Annotated in this window: 16 protein-coding genes and 1 tRNA gene; 5 read left to right on the top strand and 12 right to left on the bottom strand. The window is 27.5% G+C overall.

What is annotated here, in order from left to right:
- Window positions 1–6 precede the first annotated feature (6 nt).
- From EK368_RS14090 to EK368_RS14065, 6 genes are all read right to left on the bottom strand, one after another.
- A complete protein-coding gene (locus EK368_RS14090; RefSeq protein ID WP_129600751.1) occupies window positions 7–585 on the bottom strand; it encodes an accessory gene regulator B family protein in 579 nt (192 codons plus the stop codon).
- A gap of 5 nt (window positions 586–590) precedes the next feature.
- Window positions 591–1,457, bottom strand: coding sequence for a sensor histidine kinase (locus tag EK368_RS14085; RefSeq protein ID WP_129600749.1), 867 nt, complete (start codon window positions 1,455–1,457; stop codon window positions 591–593).
- 5 nt (window positions 1,458–1,462) lie between these two features.
- Window positions 1,463–1,927 (bottom strand): hypothetical protein, encoded by a 465-nt coding sequence (locus EK368_RS14080; RefSeq protein ID WP_129600747.1) that lies wholly within the window; start codon window positions 1,925–1,927, stop codon window positions 1,463–1,465.
- A 16-nt stretch (window positions 1,928–1,943) separates the two neighbouring features.
- Entirely contained in the window at window positions 1,944–2,639 is a 696-nt protein-coding gene (locus EK368_RS14075; protein ID WP_129600745.1) for a LytR/AlgR family response regulator transcription factor, read from the bottom strand.
- A gap of 158 nt (window positions 2,640–2,797) precedes the next feature.
- The gene (locus tag EK368_RS14070) at window positions 2,798–3,991 is read right to left on the bottom strand and encodes an RNA-guided endonuclease InsQ/TnpB family protein (protein ID WP_129600743.1); all 1,194 of its coding nucleotides are present in this window, start codon (window positions 3,989–3,991) and stop codon (window positions 2,798–2,800) included.
- Window positions 3,969–4,598: an IS607 family transposase gene (locus EK368_RS14065; RefSeq protein WP_129600741.1), complete on the bottom strand. Its 630-nt coding sequence runs from the start codon at window positions 4,596–4,598 to the stop codon at window positions 3,969–3,971. The genes EK368_RS14070 and EK368_RS14065 overlap by 23 nt, the downstream gene beginning before the upstream one ends.
- Before the next feature lie 353 nt (window positions 4,599–4,951).
- On the opposite strand from EK368_RS14065, the gene EK368_RS14060 reads away from it, so the two are divergent.
- Window positions 4,952–5,028, top strand: a tRNA-Lys gene (locus EK368_RS14060).
- Window positions 5,029–5,146: 118 nt separating this feature from the next.
- Here EK368_RS14060 and EK368_RS14055 read toward each other — a convergent pair.
- Window positions 5,147–6,295, bottom strand: coding sequence for an aminotransferase class V-fold PLP-dependent enzyme (locus EK368_RS14055; protein ID WP_129600739.1), 1,149 nt, complete (start codon window positions 6,293–6,295; stop codon window positions 5,147–5,149).
- 133 nt (window positions 6,296–6,428) lie between these two features.
- On the opposite strand from EK368_RS14055, the gene yedE reads away from it, so the two are divergent.
- From yedE to lepB, 4 genes are all read left to right on the top strand, one after another.
- Entirely contained in the window at window positions 6,429–7,511 is a 1,083-nt protein-coding gene (gene yedE / locus EK368_RS14050) for a YedE family putative selenium transporter (protein WP_129600736.1), read from the top strand.
- Window positions 7,504–7,710 (top strand): sulfurtransferase TusA family protein, encoded by a 207-nt coding sequence (locus EK368_RS14045; protein WP_129600734.1) that lies wholly within the window; start codon window positions 7,504–7,506, stop codon window positions 7,708–7,710. The genes yedE and EK368_RS14045 overlap by 8 nt, the downstream gene beginning before the upstream one ends.
- Window positions 7,679–7,951, top strand: coding sequence for a putative Se/S carrier protein (locus tag EK368_RS14040; RefSeq protein ID WP_129600732.1), 273 nt, complete (start codon window positions 7,679–7,681; stop codon window positions 7,949–7,951). The genes EK368_RS14045 and EK368_RS14040 overlap by 32 nt, the downstream gene beginning before the upstream one ends.
- Window positions 7,952–8,064: 113 nt before the next feature.
- Window positions 8,065–8,610, top strand: a complete 546-nt coding sequence (gene lepB / locus EK368_RS14035) for a signal peptidase I (protein ID WP_243109435.1) — start codon at window positions 8,065–8,067, stop codon at window positions 8,608–8,610.
- Window positions 8,611–8,760: 150 nt separating this feature from the next.
- On the opposite strand, the gene EK368_RS14030 is transcribed toward lepB, so the two are convergent.
- The 5 genes from EK368_RS14030 to EK368_RS14010 form a co-directional block, all read right to left on the bottom strand.
- On the bottom strand, window positions 8,761–10,335 hold the full coding sequence (locus EK368_RS14030) for an HD domain-containing phosphohydrolase (RefSeq protein WP_165000476.1): 1,575 nt from the start codon (window positions 10,333–10,335) through the stop codon (window positions 8,761–8,763).
- 185 nt (window positions 10,336–10,520) lie between these two features.
- Window positions 10,521–11,285: a glutamate racemase gene (murI, locus tag EK368_RS14025; protein ID WP_243109434.1), complete on the bottom strand. Its 765-nt coding sequence runs from the start codon at window positions 11,283–11,285 to the stop codon at window positions 10,521–10,523.
- A gap of 216 nt (window positions 11,286–11,501) precedes the next feature.
- The gene (locus tag EK368_RS14020) at window positions 11,502–12,458 is read right to left on the bottom strand and encodes a 3'-5' exoribonuclease YhaM family protein (RefSeq protein ID WP_165000475.1); all 957 of its coding nucleotides are present in this window, start codon (window positions 12,456–12,458) and stop codon (window positions 11,502–11,504) included.
- Window positions 12,459–12,529: 71 nt separating this feature from the next.
- Window positions 12,530–14,617 carry a YcdB/YcdC domain-containing protein gene (locus EK368_RS14015; protein WP_129600726.1) on the bottom strand — a complete coding sequence of 696 codons (2,088 nt, stop codon included), beginning with the start codon at window positions 14,615–14,617 and terminating at the stop codon, window positions 12,530–12,532.
- Window positions 14,618–14,751: 134 nt separating this feature from the next.
- On the bottom strand, window positions 14,752–15,360 hold the full coding sequence (locus EK368_RS14010; RefSeq protein WP_129600724.1) for a nitroreductase family protein: 609 nt from the start codon (window positions 15,358–15,360) through the stop codon (window positions 14,752–14,754).
- Window positions 15,361–15,364 lie beyond the last annotated feature (4 nt).

Here is a 15,364-nt window from a genome sequence, read left to right as displayed (position 1 = left end):
CAATTTTTATTTAATTCCTACTTTCATCAATAAATGATCACAAAAAATTACAAATGATTTTCCTATCTTTGTACATGAAAAAATCTTTAAAAAACAACCTATAAATATAGATAACATGTATATTAAATAATTTTTATTAATAAAATATATGCAAATCATACAAATATATAAAATTACTATCAAATGAAATCCTTTCATAGCTCTTTGTATCAATAATATGGAGAAGTTTAAAATACATATTGAAACAATTACCCATTCTATTGTATATAGATAAAATTTACACATATATTTCATAATAAATGATGCCCCTAAAAAATATATACAAGTAAATACTATACATCTATCAAAACTAGTACAATGTTGACTTATAACTGTTTCTTTGAATATTAATGCCGTTATCATCATAGGCCATAAATATTTAAATACACCTAAAAAATAAGAAATACTAGATGCTATAAGAAATTCAATAATGATACCTAAAACTACACTAAAGCCATATTGAGCCTTTAATCGTTGAGTATTATCTACTTGACTAAATATAGCTAAACTAAAGATTTTTTCTGATATATTTTCTATATTTATCATTTATATCACTCCATTATAAACTTAGGAATTGAAATTTTAACCACAAAATAATCATTGTCGAGAAATATATCTAAATCACCTTCTAACTTCTGTACCCTTTCTTTTATAATAGATATTCCATATCCCCTACCTCTATTTTCTTTTGTAGAAAATCCCTCCTTGTATATTTCATCCATATTAATATTTTTATTATCATATCTATTCTTAATAATAAATATATAATCTAATGGATTCGATTCTATAGTTATAAAAATTTTTCTTCCTTCTTTAGGGATCTCCTTACAAGCATCAATAGTATTATCTAATAGATTAGATAATATGGAAACTAAAGGTATTATTTTATTTTTATTACAATGAATATATGTCTTATTTTTAAATTCTACCCCTATATCTAATTTCCTTGCTTCTTTAATTTTTGAATATATTAAAATATCTAATTCCGTACAACCCACATCTACCGTTATAAGTATATTGTCTATTTCCCTACTATAATGACATATGTAGTTGTTTAATTTATCATGCTCTTGATCTTCTAATAATTTACGCATAACTAGGATATGATTTTTAATATCATGCTTATGTTTTATATATCTTCTATTTTCTTCTTGTATAAAATTATATTTCACCTTGTTCGTATTATACTCTCCCTCTTCTTTCCATGTTTTATATAAGTCCTTTATAATAAATATAATAAGTATATGCATAATCAATATTACAATTCCTAATAACAACTCTATTACTGCCATATGCTTTGACTGAAAATAATTTAATCTTTTCATAAAATCATTGTTCACAAGTATACTTAATAATAGTGTTTGAATGATCAGATACACTATAATTCTTTTATACTTTCTTTCCCATGTATGATTCATCTACATCACCTATTTTCTACAAACACCGTTATCCTTTTACGATACACTATTATTGCTATTAAAAAATGTACTATAATTTGTGGTATAAAACATTTAAAAGCTAACATCATATCTTTACTAAAATCTAATGGATTGATATTAAAAATTAATATTAATAATTGAATAAAAACAAACTCTAATGTAGCACTTATAGACTCACTCAATAATACGGATATAATCCATTTAAATATATATCCCTTATTTACCATAATTCCTATTATTATATCTATCCACAAAAGTATAATCGTATATATAATAAAATTATCTATATTTTCTCTTATAAAATGTTGACTTATAGCTACCACTATACTAATCCATGTCCATATTTTAAAGTTCATTTTCTTTCCTAAAAAACCATAAGTCATAAGAATACTTACAAAAAATTGTGGGGTTGAAAATAATAGAATCTTTAAAACTATATGATTTTCCATCCTAAGCAACTCCTATCTAAATCATTTTTCGCAATTCTGATAACAAGCTTTTAGATAATTGAGCTTTATAGTTTTGATTACGAAATGCGATTTCTAGGGAAGTCCTAGACATAGAATGAATTGATACAATCTTTGTAATATTAACAATATAAGCCCTACTGGTCTTAAAGAAGTTTTTATGTGTTAATATTTCCTCTACTTCTTTTAAAGAATGATTAACTATATATTTGTCTTTAGATGTATATATTATAGATTTCTTTTTATTTGCTTCTACCATATATATATCTTCCACCCTAATATTGATATATCCATCTTTTACTTTAAATGAATAAAAATTTTCTTCTTCCCTATATCTGCTCTTTAATCGTTTTAAGGTTTTTAATAGCCTGTTTTTGTCTATTGGCTTTTCTATATAATCAAATGCATATACCTCTATCGCCTCTTTTATATACTCACTATAAGAAGTAATAAATACTATTTCTATATCTGGTAACTCACTTCGTATCTTTTTAGCTACCTCTATTCCACTTAATTTGGGCATATCTATATCTGTAATCATAATTTCAGGTCTTATTTTTCTTATCGCCCTTAAAAAATCCTCTCCATCTTCTGTAAAATATACAATCTCAAATCCATCTATATCTGTAATTTCTTTAATTAATGACTTTCTAAAAATCTCATCATCTTCTCCAAGAACAATTTTTAAATTCATAGTAACAGCTCTATAAAATCTATAAAAATCTAAATAAATATATAAAGATTATAGATTTTATTCATACACTCAATATTACTATTAGTGTATATAATAGCATTTCTCTACAATACTATACCGTAAGCCGACGGTACTTTTGTTCACTTCCTTTCTAAAAATCAAGCACTTAATTTTCCATAGTGAAAATGAAGAATAGTTACTTGATTTATATTTTTATAATTCAATTCAGTATCTTCTTTAAACCTGTTAAAAATGTTAATACTTGAATTAATGTCTCTGTCTAATGTCATACCACATTCACACGTATAAGTTCTTTTAGATAACCCCATATCTTGTTTATTTCCACAGTTTGAACAAGTTTTAGAAGTATAGGCTTCATTTATATAAACCACATTAACATCCTGCAATTTTGCCTTGTATGTTAAAAACGTTTTAAACTTACCTAAACCCCAATTTTCCTTTATACTTCTGTTCAGTTTTGTTAAATTCGATTTTTTAACCATTTGCTCTTGTGATAAATCTCCAAGAATTAATTCTTTATTATTTAATACTAAATATTTTGTTATAGTATGAATAAAATGTTCTTGTTGTTTTCTTCGGTTTTCATATAGTCTATTTAAGGTATTAGTTAATTTTTTATATCTTTTACTTCCTTTCTTCTTTGTATCTCTCATTGACCTTACTTTATCTGTTTTTTTATTCCAATACTTATCATATCTTGGATTTACAATTTCAATTACTTCTCCATTTTGATTTATTCCCGTTACAAGTTTAGAAATTCCCAAATCAATTGCTAAGGTAGTGGAATTGCTATTTTCTTTTTTATTAGCTTCATAAGTTATTGAAATTATATATTTATTTCTAACTTTACTAATCCAAACTTCTCCATAATTTTCTGGTATCTCATTAACATCCACCTTTAATTCATAAAAGCCTAGTTTGATTTTATCTTGTTTGATTTTTACATATTGCTTAGGTGTTTTAATTGGATAAAAATAGTTTTTATTTTTATATCTCGGAAGTTTTGTTTTTTCTCCCTTGCTTCTCTTTTTAATGCAACCTTTATAATCTTCGTCTAAATCCATACAAACAGCATGAAGATGTTTCGCATAAACTTTAGCATAATCAGTATTTTGTTCACGAAGTAGTGGAATTTGACTTCTTTGCTCTGTCATTTTCATTGTTGTATTATAACAAATATAATATTCTTTTCTTTGAGTTAGATAAGTATTATATAGTATTTTGCATAAAAAGCTATCCCGTTCTATATCTGCTATCTGTTCTTTTGTGGGATATATTTGAATTTTTTTACATAATACAACACTATCTTCATTTTTCTTCTTGAAACCCACTTTCAACAACCTCCTTTACCACTTTTTCTATTTTCTTTTGCTTATAACTTCTGCTTCCATAGAGTCTAGCAGAAAAAACATGAACTATTGTCATTAAATCTTCAACCATTTCTTGCTCATAAGTTTTTTCTTCTGCATTATTCATAACTATTACTTCTACATTAAATTTTTTACAAATACTTTCAAAGAAGTCATAGCCAAATCGTACAAATCTATCCTTATAAGCAATTATCACTCTTTCAACTTGATTAGCTAAAATCAAATCCCACATTTTTTGAAATTTAGGTCTATTATAGTTTAAAGCACTTCCTGTATCTGAAAATATTTCATCTATAACGTACCCCTTTACAATACAAAATTGTTTTATGTTTTCAAGTTGATGTTCTAATTCATTCTTTTGTTTATTTGAAGATACTCTTGCATAGACAATAGTTTTTCGTGGTAAAGGCTTTTGTATTAAATTACTAGCTATTATAAAATGTTCTTCTGTATATCTTCTGTGTCCACTATCAAGTTTAATTGGAGATAACTTTCCTTCTTTATCCCAATTACGCAAAGTTTGTATTGTTACACCTAATTTTTCTGAAAATTTTCCTATTGAATACATTTTCATCACCTCTGACATTATAATATCATAAATATGTAAATTATTTAATAGGTTTTTATATGTTTTTATAGATTTTAATTAACTGTTTATATCACCTCAATTCAAGATAACTATTAGCCTTGATAGTTTTTATCTTAACATATCCTATTAAAATAATTTGTCTTATTTTGTAATATTATCGAGTTTTATGCAAACTATATGCTTAAGTTATGCCTTCTATTAAATAAAACCGTCCTACGAGAAATTTATTTTGTATAAACAAAATCTATTCATAAAAACTAACTATAGATTATTTTTTATATACTAGACAAAAATAAAAAAAAAGAGTAGAATAATATCCAGGTCAAAGATATACCTCATTAGCTCAGTTGGCTAGAGCACCTGACTCTTAATCAGGGTGTCCAGGGTTCGAATCCCTGATGGGGTACCAAAGAAAAAAGCCTTGAATCTTCAAGGCTTTTTTTGCTATCTAAATATTTCTTCTATTTTTCTATGAATTTTGAACTTTTGATGATAGTATAGGGTTTTTGATAAACTAAATAAATTTTTTAAATATGAGATTTTTTTATGCATTTGTGTAAAGATTCTATGACATAATCTACTTCTTTTATTGTGTTTTTATGTCCAAAGCTAAATCTTATGGTTCCTTTTGGGAATGTTTTTAATATTTGATGGGCAGATGGAGCACAATGAAGACCACATCTTGTCATAATTCCAAATTCTTTGTAAAGATCATAAGCAATCTCCCCTTGATCCAAATCTTTTACATCAATAGAAAGTATACTCGTTCTATTTTTCAAGTCTTTCTTTCCTATAATTTGTACATAAGGCATATTTCCTATCCCTTCTATGAATCTTCCTAAAAGTTCTAGCTCCTTTTTTTGTATATATTCTAGCCTCTGCACGAGTATATACTCTAGTGCTGCATGAAGTCCATAAATGCCAGGAATATTCATAGTTCCTGCCTCAAATTTATCTGGCATATAAATAGGCTGTTCTTCATACTCTGATAAACTCCCTGTTCCTCCTTGTATCAAAGAATTTACTTTATTCGCCATATCATCACTAATTAAAAATCCTCCAATCCCTTGGGGCCCTAAAAGTCCTTTATGTCCTGTAAAAGCGATAGCATCTGCTCCTAATTTTTCATAATCTATATCTAAAAATCCTGCTGTTTGTGCTGTATCTATAATGAATAATAGTTTGTTTTCTTTGCATATTTTTCCTACTTCTTCAAGAGGGAGTATTGTACCACATACATTTGAAGCATGAAGCATTACTACCGCTTTTGTATTAGGCTTTATATACTTTTTTATATCTTTTGGATTAATTTCTCCTAAATAATTGCAAGGTACTTTTGTATATTCTACTTTCATTTCATGAAGAGGTCTCATAACTGCATTATGTTCCATAGAAGATACAATCACATGATCCTTTTCTTTCAAACATCCTTTTAAAAGTACATTTAAACTTTCAGTTATATTTTTTGTAAAAACTACATTCTCACTTTTTTGAAAATGAAAAAGTTCACAAAGAAATTCCCTTGTTTCATACACTATATTCTCTGCCTCAAAAGAACTTCCATAAGCTCCTCTATTGATATTACATCCGATATTATTTAAATAATGAGTCATTTTTTGTACAACCCCAGGAGCTTTTGGAAAAGAAGTAGCTCCATGATCTAAATAAACATTCATACTTATTCCCCCATAAAATAAATCTATGATCTTCGCTAAACTATAAGAATATTTTATTTAACATTTATTGTATAAATTGTTAACCTTATCTTGTATGCAATATTAAAAATATTCTATCACAGGAGGGGTGAACATGAAAGAGAAAAAAGGAATTATCATTTCAGGTGGCATTATAGGAATTATATCTGTTTTGTTAGTAAAATTAGGAAATCCTGCTAATATGGGATTTTGTATCGCATGCTTTATTAGAGATATTTCAGGGGGATTAGGACTACATAGAGCAGAGATCGTTCAATATTTAAGACCTGAAATTATGGGATTAGTTTTAGGTTCTTTTATCATTGCATTTATGAATAAAGAGTTCCGTCCTCAAGGAGGATCTTCTCCCTTTATTCGTTTTGTTTTAGGAATCACAGTTATGATTGGTGCTTTAATGTTTTTAGGTTGTCCTCTTCGAATGGTTCTTCGTCTAGGAGGAGGAGATTTAAATGCAATCTTTGGAATTTTAGGATTTATTGTAGGAATTTTAATAGGCATTTTCTTCTTAAACAAAGGCTTTAATTTAAAAAGAAACTATAAACTTTCTAATGGAGAAGGGCTTTTATTTCCTATCATCAACATATTTTTATTGATTTTACTCATTAGCGCTCCATCCTTTATTTTCTTTAGTCAAGAAGGGCCCGGCAGTATGTATGCTCCTATAGGCATATCTTTATTAGCAGGATTAGTCGTTGGTGTCTTATGTCAAAGAACTAGACTTTGCATGGTTGGAGGAATAAGAGATTTTATTTTGTTTAAAGATACTTATTTACTTTTAGGTTTTGTATCTATTTTTATATTTTGCCTTATAGGTAATGGATCATTGGGATATCTTAAAGTAGGTTTTTTAGAACAACCTGTTGCTTTTCATGATGGTCTTTGGAACTTTTTAGGTATGGTTTTATGTGGCTTAGGATCTGTATTATTAGGTGGCTGTCCTATGAGACAACTGATTTTATCTGGAGAAGGAAATACAGATTCTGTAATTACTGTTATGGGTATGCTCATAGGTGCTGCCATTTGTCATAATTTCGGATTAGCATCTAGCCCAAAAGGACCTACTCCTAATGGTCAAATTGCAGTGATTGTATGTTTGATCGTTGTAGGAGTTATAGGATATATACATTCAGAAATGTTTGTACCAAAAAAAGTGAAAGGAGATGTAAAGATTGGATAGAGTAGATACAAGAGGTATGTCTTGTCCCCAACCTGTTTTGATGACTAAAAATGCTATTTCTGATGATCCTGAAAAACTAGAAATTTTAGTAGATAATAACACAGCTAAAAATAATGTTTCTAGATTTTTAAAGCACACTGGATATACTTTTCAAATAAAAGAGGTGGATGAAGATTTTATCATTTACGCAAGAAAATAATATTTCTATAAAAAATTATATAGCAGTGTTCTTTACTCATTCAGGAGCTATCAAATTTAATAGATTTGCAAAGAAGAATAATATTTCTTGCGAACTTATGCCTGTCCCTAGAAAATTAAGCTCTAATTGTGGAATCGGAGCAAAATTTTGTTGTGATGATATTGAAAAAATAATAGATTCTGAAATTGAAAAAATATTTGAAGTAAAGATTAATGAGTATATTTTAGTATATGAAGAGTAAAAACCCCATATGGGGTTTTTTAACTTACAAATTTTATTTCAATTGTAAATCATTCTATACATGAATTATGATATAATATGTAAGTAAAAATCATAAAAAAAGGGGGGTCTCTCTTGAAAGAAATCCTTGAATGGATAAAAACTATTGTTGTCTCTATCCTGATCGCTTTTGTTATTACAACTTTTGTTACTCCACTCATTGTAGATGGAATGTCTATGTATCCTACTTTGGATGATCATGATTATCTTATTTTGAGAAATACACATAATGTACAAAAAGGAGATATTATTTCATTTTCTTCTAATTTAAAATTTTCTCCTGACGAATTAGAAAATTTAAGTATTTTTCAAAAAATTAAAAGGGGAGAAACAAAAAACTTAATTAAAAGAGTCATTGCTGTAGAAGGAGATGAGCTACTTATTAAAGATGGACAAGTCTATGTAAATGGAGAGTACCTAAAAGAAAATTATATTGATGGAGCGTATACTTTTGGTGATACTTACATAGAAAAAATTCCTAAAGATAAAATTTTTGTCATGGGAGACAATCGAGGAAATAGTTTAGATAGTAGAAATTTAGGTTTAATCGATTTAGAAAAAGTACAAGGAATAGCCCTTATAAGAATTTTCCCTGTATCTAAAATAGGAAGTATAGAATAACAATGACAAGAGTGGCAATTCACTCTTGTCATTGTTATATAAAGAACCAAGAACAAAGATGCAGATACATATAATAACATATGTAATTTTCCGTTGCACAGTCTACTCCCCTATTGATCCTTACTTATATTCTATCAATCCACTGATTTGTTATATCATTTGTATACCATAATTTTCTTCATTTTCCTGCAATGTATATACAATCTCTTCAAAAACTTCTACAAGATAAGGATCAAAATGAGTTCCTTTTCCATCTTTTATAATTTTCATTGCATCATCAATAGACATAGCCTTACGATAAGCTCTATTACTTGTTAGTGCATCAAATACATCTGCAACAGCTAATATTCTAGCTCCTAATGGAATATCTTCTCCCTTGATCTGATCTGGATACCCTTTTCCATCATATCTTTCATGATGATATTTAATGATATACTTAATATCATTAAACATGTGAGAATCATTTAATATTTTATAACCCATATCAGGATGTTTTTTAATAATATTATATTCTTCTTCTGTTAATTTTCCTGGTTTATTTAAAATCATATCAGGAATTGCTATTTTTCCTATATCATGCACTAATGCTGCATTTGATAATATATGTAAATCTCTATAGCCTATATGCTCTCCAATACGATAGGCATAAAAAGATACTCTTTCTGAATGACCTTTCGTATAAGCATCTTTTACTTCTAAAGAAGTTACTAAAGCTTTAATAGATTCTAAATAATTTTCCTCTTGTTTATCAATCATAGTTTTTATTTCTGTAGAAAGCATATTTACACTTTTAGAAAGTTCTCTTACTTCGTAAGACCCCTTCTCTTCTAGTCTTTGTTTATAATCTCCCTTTGCAATAGAATGGATTTTATTAATTACTTCATAAATTTTTTTCATTTCTTGATCCATCAAAATAGTAATAATCACACCTGCTATTAAAGAATATACAATAAAAGTCATCATAATTTCTTTAAATAATTTATACTTAAAATGATTCAAATCTGATAGATTATACACTACCTGAATCCAGGCTATTTCATCTTCATCTTGATTTTTTATAGGTTGATAAATTTCTATTTTATTTTTTTTATGTACAATAGGAAGTTTCAAATCATTTTGTTTTACAATATCTGTTTTCTTTGCATGGTCTCTTATAGCAAACACTTGTAAATTGTCTAAAAATAATTTATCTATTTTTTTTGCCAAAAGAAGAGTTCCATTTGATTTTGTTTGATCCTCCGTAGTAATTGGTGCTACTGCCACATCATATATCGTATCATCAAATATTACATATTCACGACTCATCTTATTTTCTTTTAATGATTTTTTATATACATTTGTATTTTCTAACTCAGATATAGAAATTTCATCTCCATAATACTCCATATAAGTATTACTTTTTTTAGATAAGTAAACTATGTCTATTCCAAAAAAATCAGTTTTATATAAATACTTGGTAATATTATTTTGTAGCCACTTTGAATCTTCTTTCTCTACGTGATTAAATGCATCATCCCACTGTGCATAATCATACATATAATTTTCTAATCTTTCAGAAGAATCTTTTAGGTAATTTTCTACAATCTTCAATCTAGATTCTCCGTATACATTAAAAAATTCTTCCTTAGCTTGTTCCATAATCACAGTAATTTGTATAGTAACTGTACTGATCACGATAGCTATTGCCCCCAAAATAAACAATTTTATTTTTGTTTTTGCTTTCATACATATCATCTCCCCCTTTTTATCCTATAAATACCCATTGTAATATTTTCCATAACTCCGATCTTAGTTTATTTTTATAATTATATTTTCTACAATTTTCGTCATTTTCCTCCATTTGGCTCAAAAAAAGCTGTTTCTATTTTTACGTGAATTATCCATTTATATGCAAAAGCTGAGGATCATCCTCAGCTCCTTAATAGTGTATAAGTAAGATTTATTTTTTTTTCATCATCACATGAATTGATTATTTGTATGGTGCCTTCTTTTTTAAGTTCCTTAAGCCAACCCTTTTCATCAAGAATATTCTTTAAATGAAGAGCTGTCCCTACCCCTCCATCAATAAGCTCAATATTATCTCCTAATATTTTTTTCATAGCATCCTTTAAAAATATGTAGTGGGTACATCCTAACACAATAGATGATACTTCTTTGATATTGATTCCTTCAAATGTTTCTAAAATAGCTCTTTGTGCTTCTTCTCCACTTGTAATTCCATTTTCTACAACTGTTACAAGCTTAGGAGCAGGAATCTTTACAATATTTGCCTCATCTTTATATCGATCCATAAGTTTTGCAAATTTTTCTTCCTTTAAAGTCACATCTGTAGCTAAAACAACAATTTTTCCTCTATTATACTTTTCTATAGCAGGTTTTAATGCAGGTTCTACTCCAATAATAGGAATATTATATCTTTCTCTAAACAAATCTACTGAAGCACTTGTAGCTGTATTGCATGCAATAACAATTGCCTTAACCCCTCTATCTATGAAATAATCTCCAATCTTTATACACAACTTTTGTAGTTGCTCTTTTGTTTTTGTCCCATAAGGTATGTTTTTAGAATCTCCATAATAAATATAATCTTCATAAGGCATAAGTTTTTTCATTTCTTTTAAGACACTAATTCCACCCATCCCTGAATCAAATATACCTATTGGCAAGTCCCTCAATGTATACTCCTCCTCATTTTATAATAAATTATTATACCACTTTTTTCCGTTATTATGTTTCTTATCTATAGTCTATTTTATATACATTATTTTTTACTATACTCCTAAAAATATCTTTATTTTTTATTATACAACTTTTCTTTTGAAGAACAAATACATCTAAACAATATATGATTGTATGATCTTATCATTTTATAGAAAAAAGTGAGCTTATACTCACTTTAAAAATGTAGGTTTATATAATCTTCTATTGTCTAATGACCAAATAGGTTCTGTAAATTTTCCTACTTCAATATTTTTTAAATGATCCTCCATATCGTACATTCTTGCATCAATCATATCAATATAATGAAGCAATTCTCCTTCCGGAATCATAGGCCTTTTAGGGCTTCCAAACTCTGGTTCATAATGATGTGATAACACCATATGTTGAAGAATCATGATAATTTCTTCATCTATTTCTAAAGTTTCCCCAACCTTTCCAATTTGATCAATACCCATATTGATATGTCCCAAAAGTTGCCCTTTGGTACTATATTCTGCAATTCCTAATGAATCTGCATTAAGTTCTTCAAGCTTTTTTATATCATGAAGTAAAATCCCTGCAAACAAAAGATCCTTATTTATATTTTCATATACTTCACTTAATTTTTCTCCTGTTCTTAACATCCTCAATACATGATACAATAACCCTGATCTTATGGCATGATGAAGCGATTTTGCTGCTGGATAATACATAAGCTTCTCTTTAGAATCTAAAATAATATAATCTACAATTTTTTTTATTCTTTCATCCTTTATTTTATTTACAAAGCTATATACTTCATCAAACATATCCTCAGCAGAAATAGGGGCAGATTGTACAAAGTCTTGAATTTTTTTGTTATCTTCTTCATTTGTTAAACGTATTTTAATTATTTTAATTTGAGGCTTTCCTTTCCACTCAGAAACACTTCCTCTTAATTTTATTAAACTTCCTGATTTAAATTCTTCTTCTTGACCCTCTTTGTAATCCCAAACTTTCCCATTTATTTCTCCCGTTTGATCTCCTAAAGTTAAATCCAAAAAAAATTTATTGTTAGAAGAAATTTTTTTTTCTATTTTTTTTACTATAAAAAAACTTTGAATATCATCTCCTGCTTTAAAATCTTGGATTTTTTTTTCTTCTATCATTTTTAATCCTCCCTAAAATATAATCTTTATACCCTAAGTATATCATCAAATAAATGAAAAAAAAGCAGGATTTACCTGCTTTTTTGTAAGTAATTATAAATTTCTATGGCTGCATCTGCTCTATATATTTCTTCTTTTGGATGAAAAGCTCCATTTTCTCCTTTTACAATACCTAATCCATATGCAATACAAATATGTCCAATTAAATTAGGATCAGCACTTTTCTCATCTGTAAAAGGATATTTGTAAATTCCTTTTATATTTCCTATATCATCATATTTTAAAGCTCTTATAATAAATTTTACACTTTGTTCTTTTGTTAATATTTCATCTGGTTTCTTTTCTTCTTCTTTTATAATATTTTGTCTTATCAATTCTTCATACATTTGATTTTTATCATCATATTCTCCATATGGATTTAATGCTTGTGATAGAAGGTATAAAAAGTCTTTTTGATTTATTTTATCATCTGGTCTAAAATCTTGTCCTTTAAAACCTATATTATATTCTCTTAAAGCTTCAATCTCCTTTTGTGCTTTATGGCCATCAATATCTTTGTATAAAATTTTCTTTTTCTCCTGATAAAGATCTCCATTGTATTGTAGTATTTTTCCTGTATGTGCATCAAATATAGCTGGTTTCTTTTCATCTATTCCATATACCAATTTTACTTCCTCATTTTTTTGAGAATTTATCCTACTTACTTTGTATAAAAGATTAAAGCCTATATCATCAAAAAGTTTATTATATAGCTCATCTATAGATACTAATTTGCTAGGAGCTGGAAATGAAATATCAAACCATTTTATATCAAAGCTTTGTATTTTTCCAGTTTTAGCGTTAAATCTTACATGAATAGCATTGTCTTCAAAGGGTACTCCATGAATTTTTCTTACATAAGTAAAATAATAATAAGATAACTTTTCATTTTGTGCTATTATTTCATCTTCTGTATTTTCTTTATAAATAGTTTGAGCATACTTTTCCCCTACGAAATTTTTTAAAAATTCTTCCACTTCTTTTTTAGCATAATCTTGATCATAGATAGGTTCTTCTTTTTCTTCATCATTTCCAATATAAAAATTTTTGATTTTTCCACTAAAAGCATCTATTCCTACACTTACATATTGATGATTCTTATCTTCTTTATTAGCAAAAGATAAATTCCACGTAAAGGAATCTTTCATGGGCCAATTTTTATGAATATTTCCATAAGATAATTCCATATCTTTTGTAATTCCTAATAATTCTTCATTTCTTGCAATTTGTTCTGCATCTTTTTTAGATATTAATTTTTCAGCTTCTTTTACAGCTCTTAATTCTTCTGGATTTAAAGAAATTTCATTTCTACTTATCCCTCCTCCTCCACTCTCACTTTCATCCATTGCTGACTTATTCTTATAAAGGATAGGTCTTGTAATTTTTATTCTTTTTCCTGTAAAAGCATCAATAAAGTAGTCTCTTCCATATTTTGTAGTATATACAAGATACGGCTTTACTTTTTCATCTTCATATCTATATTTATAAATTAACTCTAATCCTAATTCTTTTTTAAAAGCTTTTTTTGCTTCTTCTTTAGATAAAATTTTTTCAGGCTTTGGAAATGAAATATCATAACTCCAATTTCTATAAAAGCTTTCTACCTCTCCTGTATAACTATTTACTCCTATAGACACACTATCTTTATAAAAAGGAAGATCATAGACTTTTCTTATATAGTCATAATGATATGTACCTTGTATTCCGGATATTGTATTTTCCTCATATATTAATTGTGTTAAAAGATCTCCATCTACTTTTTTAATAAAATTCTCTGCAATTTTTTTCCCTTGATTTTTATTATACACTGGAAGTTTATTTTTAAAATCTCGTGGCTTATATTTATAATAAGATGTAATATTTTCTTTTTCATCTACAGAAACTTCTATTCGTCCTTCCTTTTCATCTTTACTATACCACTTCATATTCCATTTACTTCCATCCTCAAAAGAAGAAATATCATACTCAAATTCTGTAAATGTTTGAGGAATATCAAAAATTTTCTTTGTCTTTTGGATGGCTTTTTCTAATTTTACATCTTCTTGTGCAAAGGATTGTATAGGCTGTAAGCTACTAAATAATAAAGAACATATCATGAAAAAAAATATAATTTTTTTCATATTCTCACCCCTTTTTTCATTTTAATTGTTTAGACGAAAATACTTAATAAAAGTTTCATATATTTAAATATTTTTCCATGTTTATTTTTAATAAACCATATCTATAACAAAAGCATTATCCAATGGATAATGCTTTAGTGTATAGGATGTATATCATTTGCTGTATAAGAAGGATCTATATATGAATTCTTTAAGTAAGAATTCTCTGTATACGCTTTTCCCCATTGATTTATAAATACATGTTCTCTTACATCTTTTTTATCCTCATGTTCTGATTTTTCTTCTACTTCTCCTATAGGTGTCATGGCAATGACTCTAAATTCATGAGGAATAGAAAGAATGTTTCTAACTTGATCTTCATTTACTGCAGCAATCCAACAAGTTCCATAACCTTCATTCGTAGCCGCTAAGACAAAGTGTTCCATAGCAATAGCACCATCTACTAAGTAATATTCTTTGTCTGTAATGACTCCAGAATTTAGTGGTTCTCCTACCACTACTGCTACCATAGGAGCTTCTTCAATAGATTTTGAAGCTTCTGGTGTTTCATTCATAATAGCTTTTGATAGTTCTCTTTTTTCTCTTTCATCTTCTACTAAAATAAATTTGTAAGATGTATGGTTCTTCCATGAAGGTGACTGCATAGCTGCATTAATCATTCTAGATAATCGATCTTTTTCAATGGGTGATTTCTTAAAAGATTTGATACTTTTTCTATTTTGTATCACTTCATAAAATTGCATATAA

The sequence above is a fragment of the Anaerophilus nitritigenes genome (assembly GCF_004138215.1).
In the GTDB taxonomy this organism is placed as follows: domain Bacteria; phylum Bacillota; class Clostridia; order Peptostreptococcales; family Thermotaleaceae; genus Anaerophilus; species Anaerophilus nitritogenes.
Note: the sequence above shows the minus strand (reverse complement) of the source record. Positions and strands in the feature narration are given on the sequence as shown.

Bases quoted from the DNA above. Each gene is read 5' to 3' on its own strand.
- EK368_RS14065 (WP_129600741.1), bottom strand. From the start codon at position 4,598: ATGTATTCAATAGGAAAATTTTCAGAAAAATTAGGTGTAACAATACAA.
- EK368_RS14090 (WP_129600751.1), bottom strand. From the start codon at position 585: ATGATAAATATAGAAAATATATCAGAAAAAATCTTTAGTTTAGCTATA.
- EK368_RS14030 (WP_165000476.1), bottom strand. From the start codon at position 10,335: ATGAAAGCAAAAACAAAAATAAAATTGTTTATTTTGGGGGCAATAGCT.
- EK368_RS14055 (WP_129600739.1), bottom strand. From the start codon at position 6,295: ATGAATGTTTATTTAGATCATGGAGCTACTTCTTTTCCAAAAGCTCCT.
- EK368_RS14010 (WP_129600724.1), bottom strand. From the start codon at position 15,360: ATGCAATTTTATGAAGTGATACAAAATAGAAAAAGTATCAAATCTTTT.
- EK368_RS14080 (WP_129600747.1), bottom strand. From the start codon at position 1,927: ATGGAAAATCATATAGTTTTAAAGATTCTATTATTTTCAACCCCACAA.
- EK368_RS14020 (WP_165000475.1), bottom strand. From the start codon at position 12,458: ATGATAGAAGAAAAAAAAATCCAAGATTTTAAAGCAGGAGATGATATT.
- EK368_RS14015 (WP_129600726.1), bottom strand. From the start codon at position 14,617: ATGAAAAAAATTATATTTTTTTTCATGATATGTTCTTTATTATTTAGT.
- EK368_RS14075 (WP_129600745.1), bottom strand. From the start codon at position 2,639: ATGAATTTAAAAATTGTTCTTGGAGAAGATGATGAGATTTTTAGAAAG.
- EK368_RS14085 (WP_129600749.1), bottom strand. From the start codon at position 1,457: ATGAATCATACATGGGAAAGAAAGTATAAAAGAATTATAGTGTATCTG.
- EK368_RS14040 (WP_129600732.1), top strand. From the start codon at position 7,679: ATGAAGATTTTATCATTTACGCAAGAAAATAATATTTCTATAAAAAAT.
- yedE (WP_129600736.1), top strand. From the start codon at position 6,429: ATGAAAGAGAAAAAAGGAATTATCATTTCAGGTGGCATTATAGGAATT.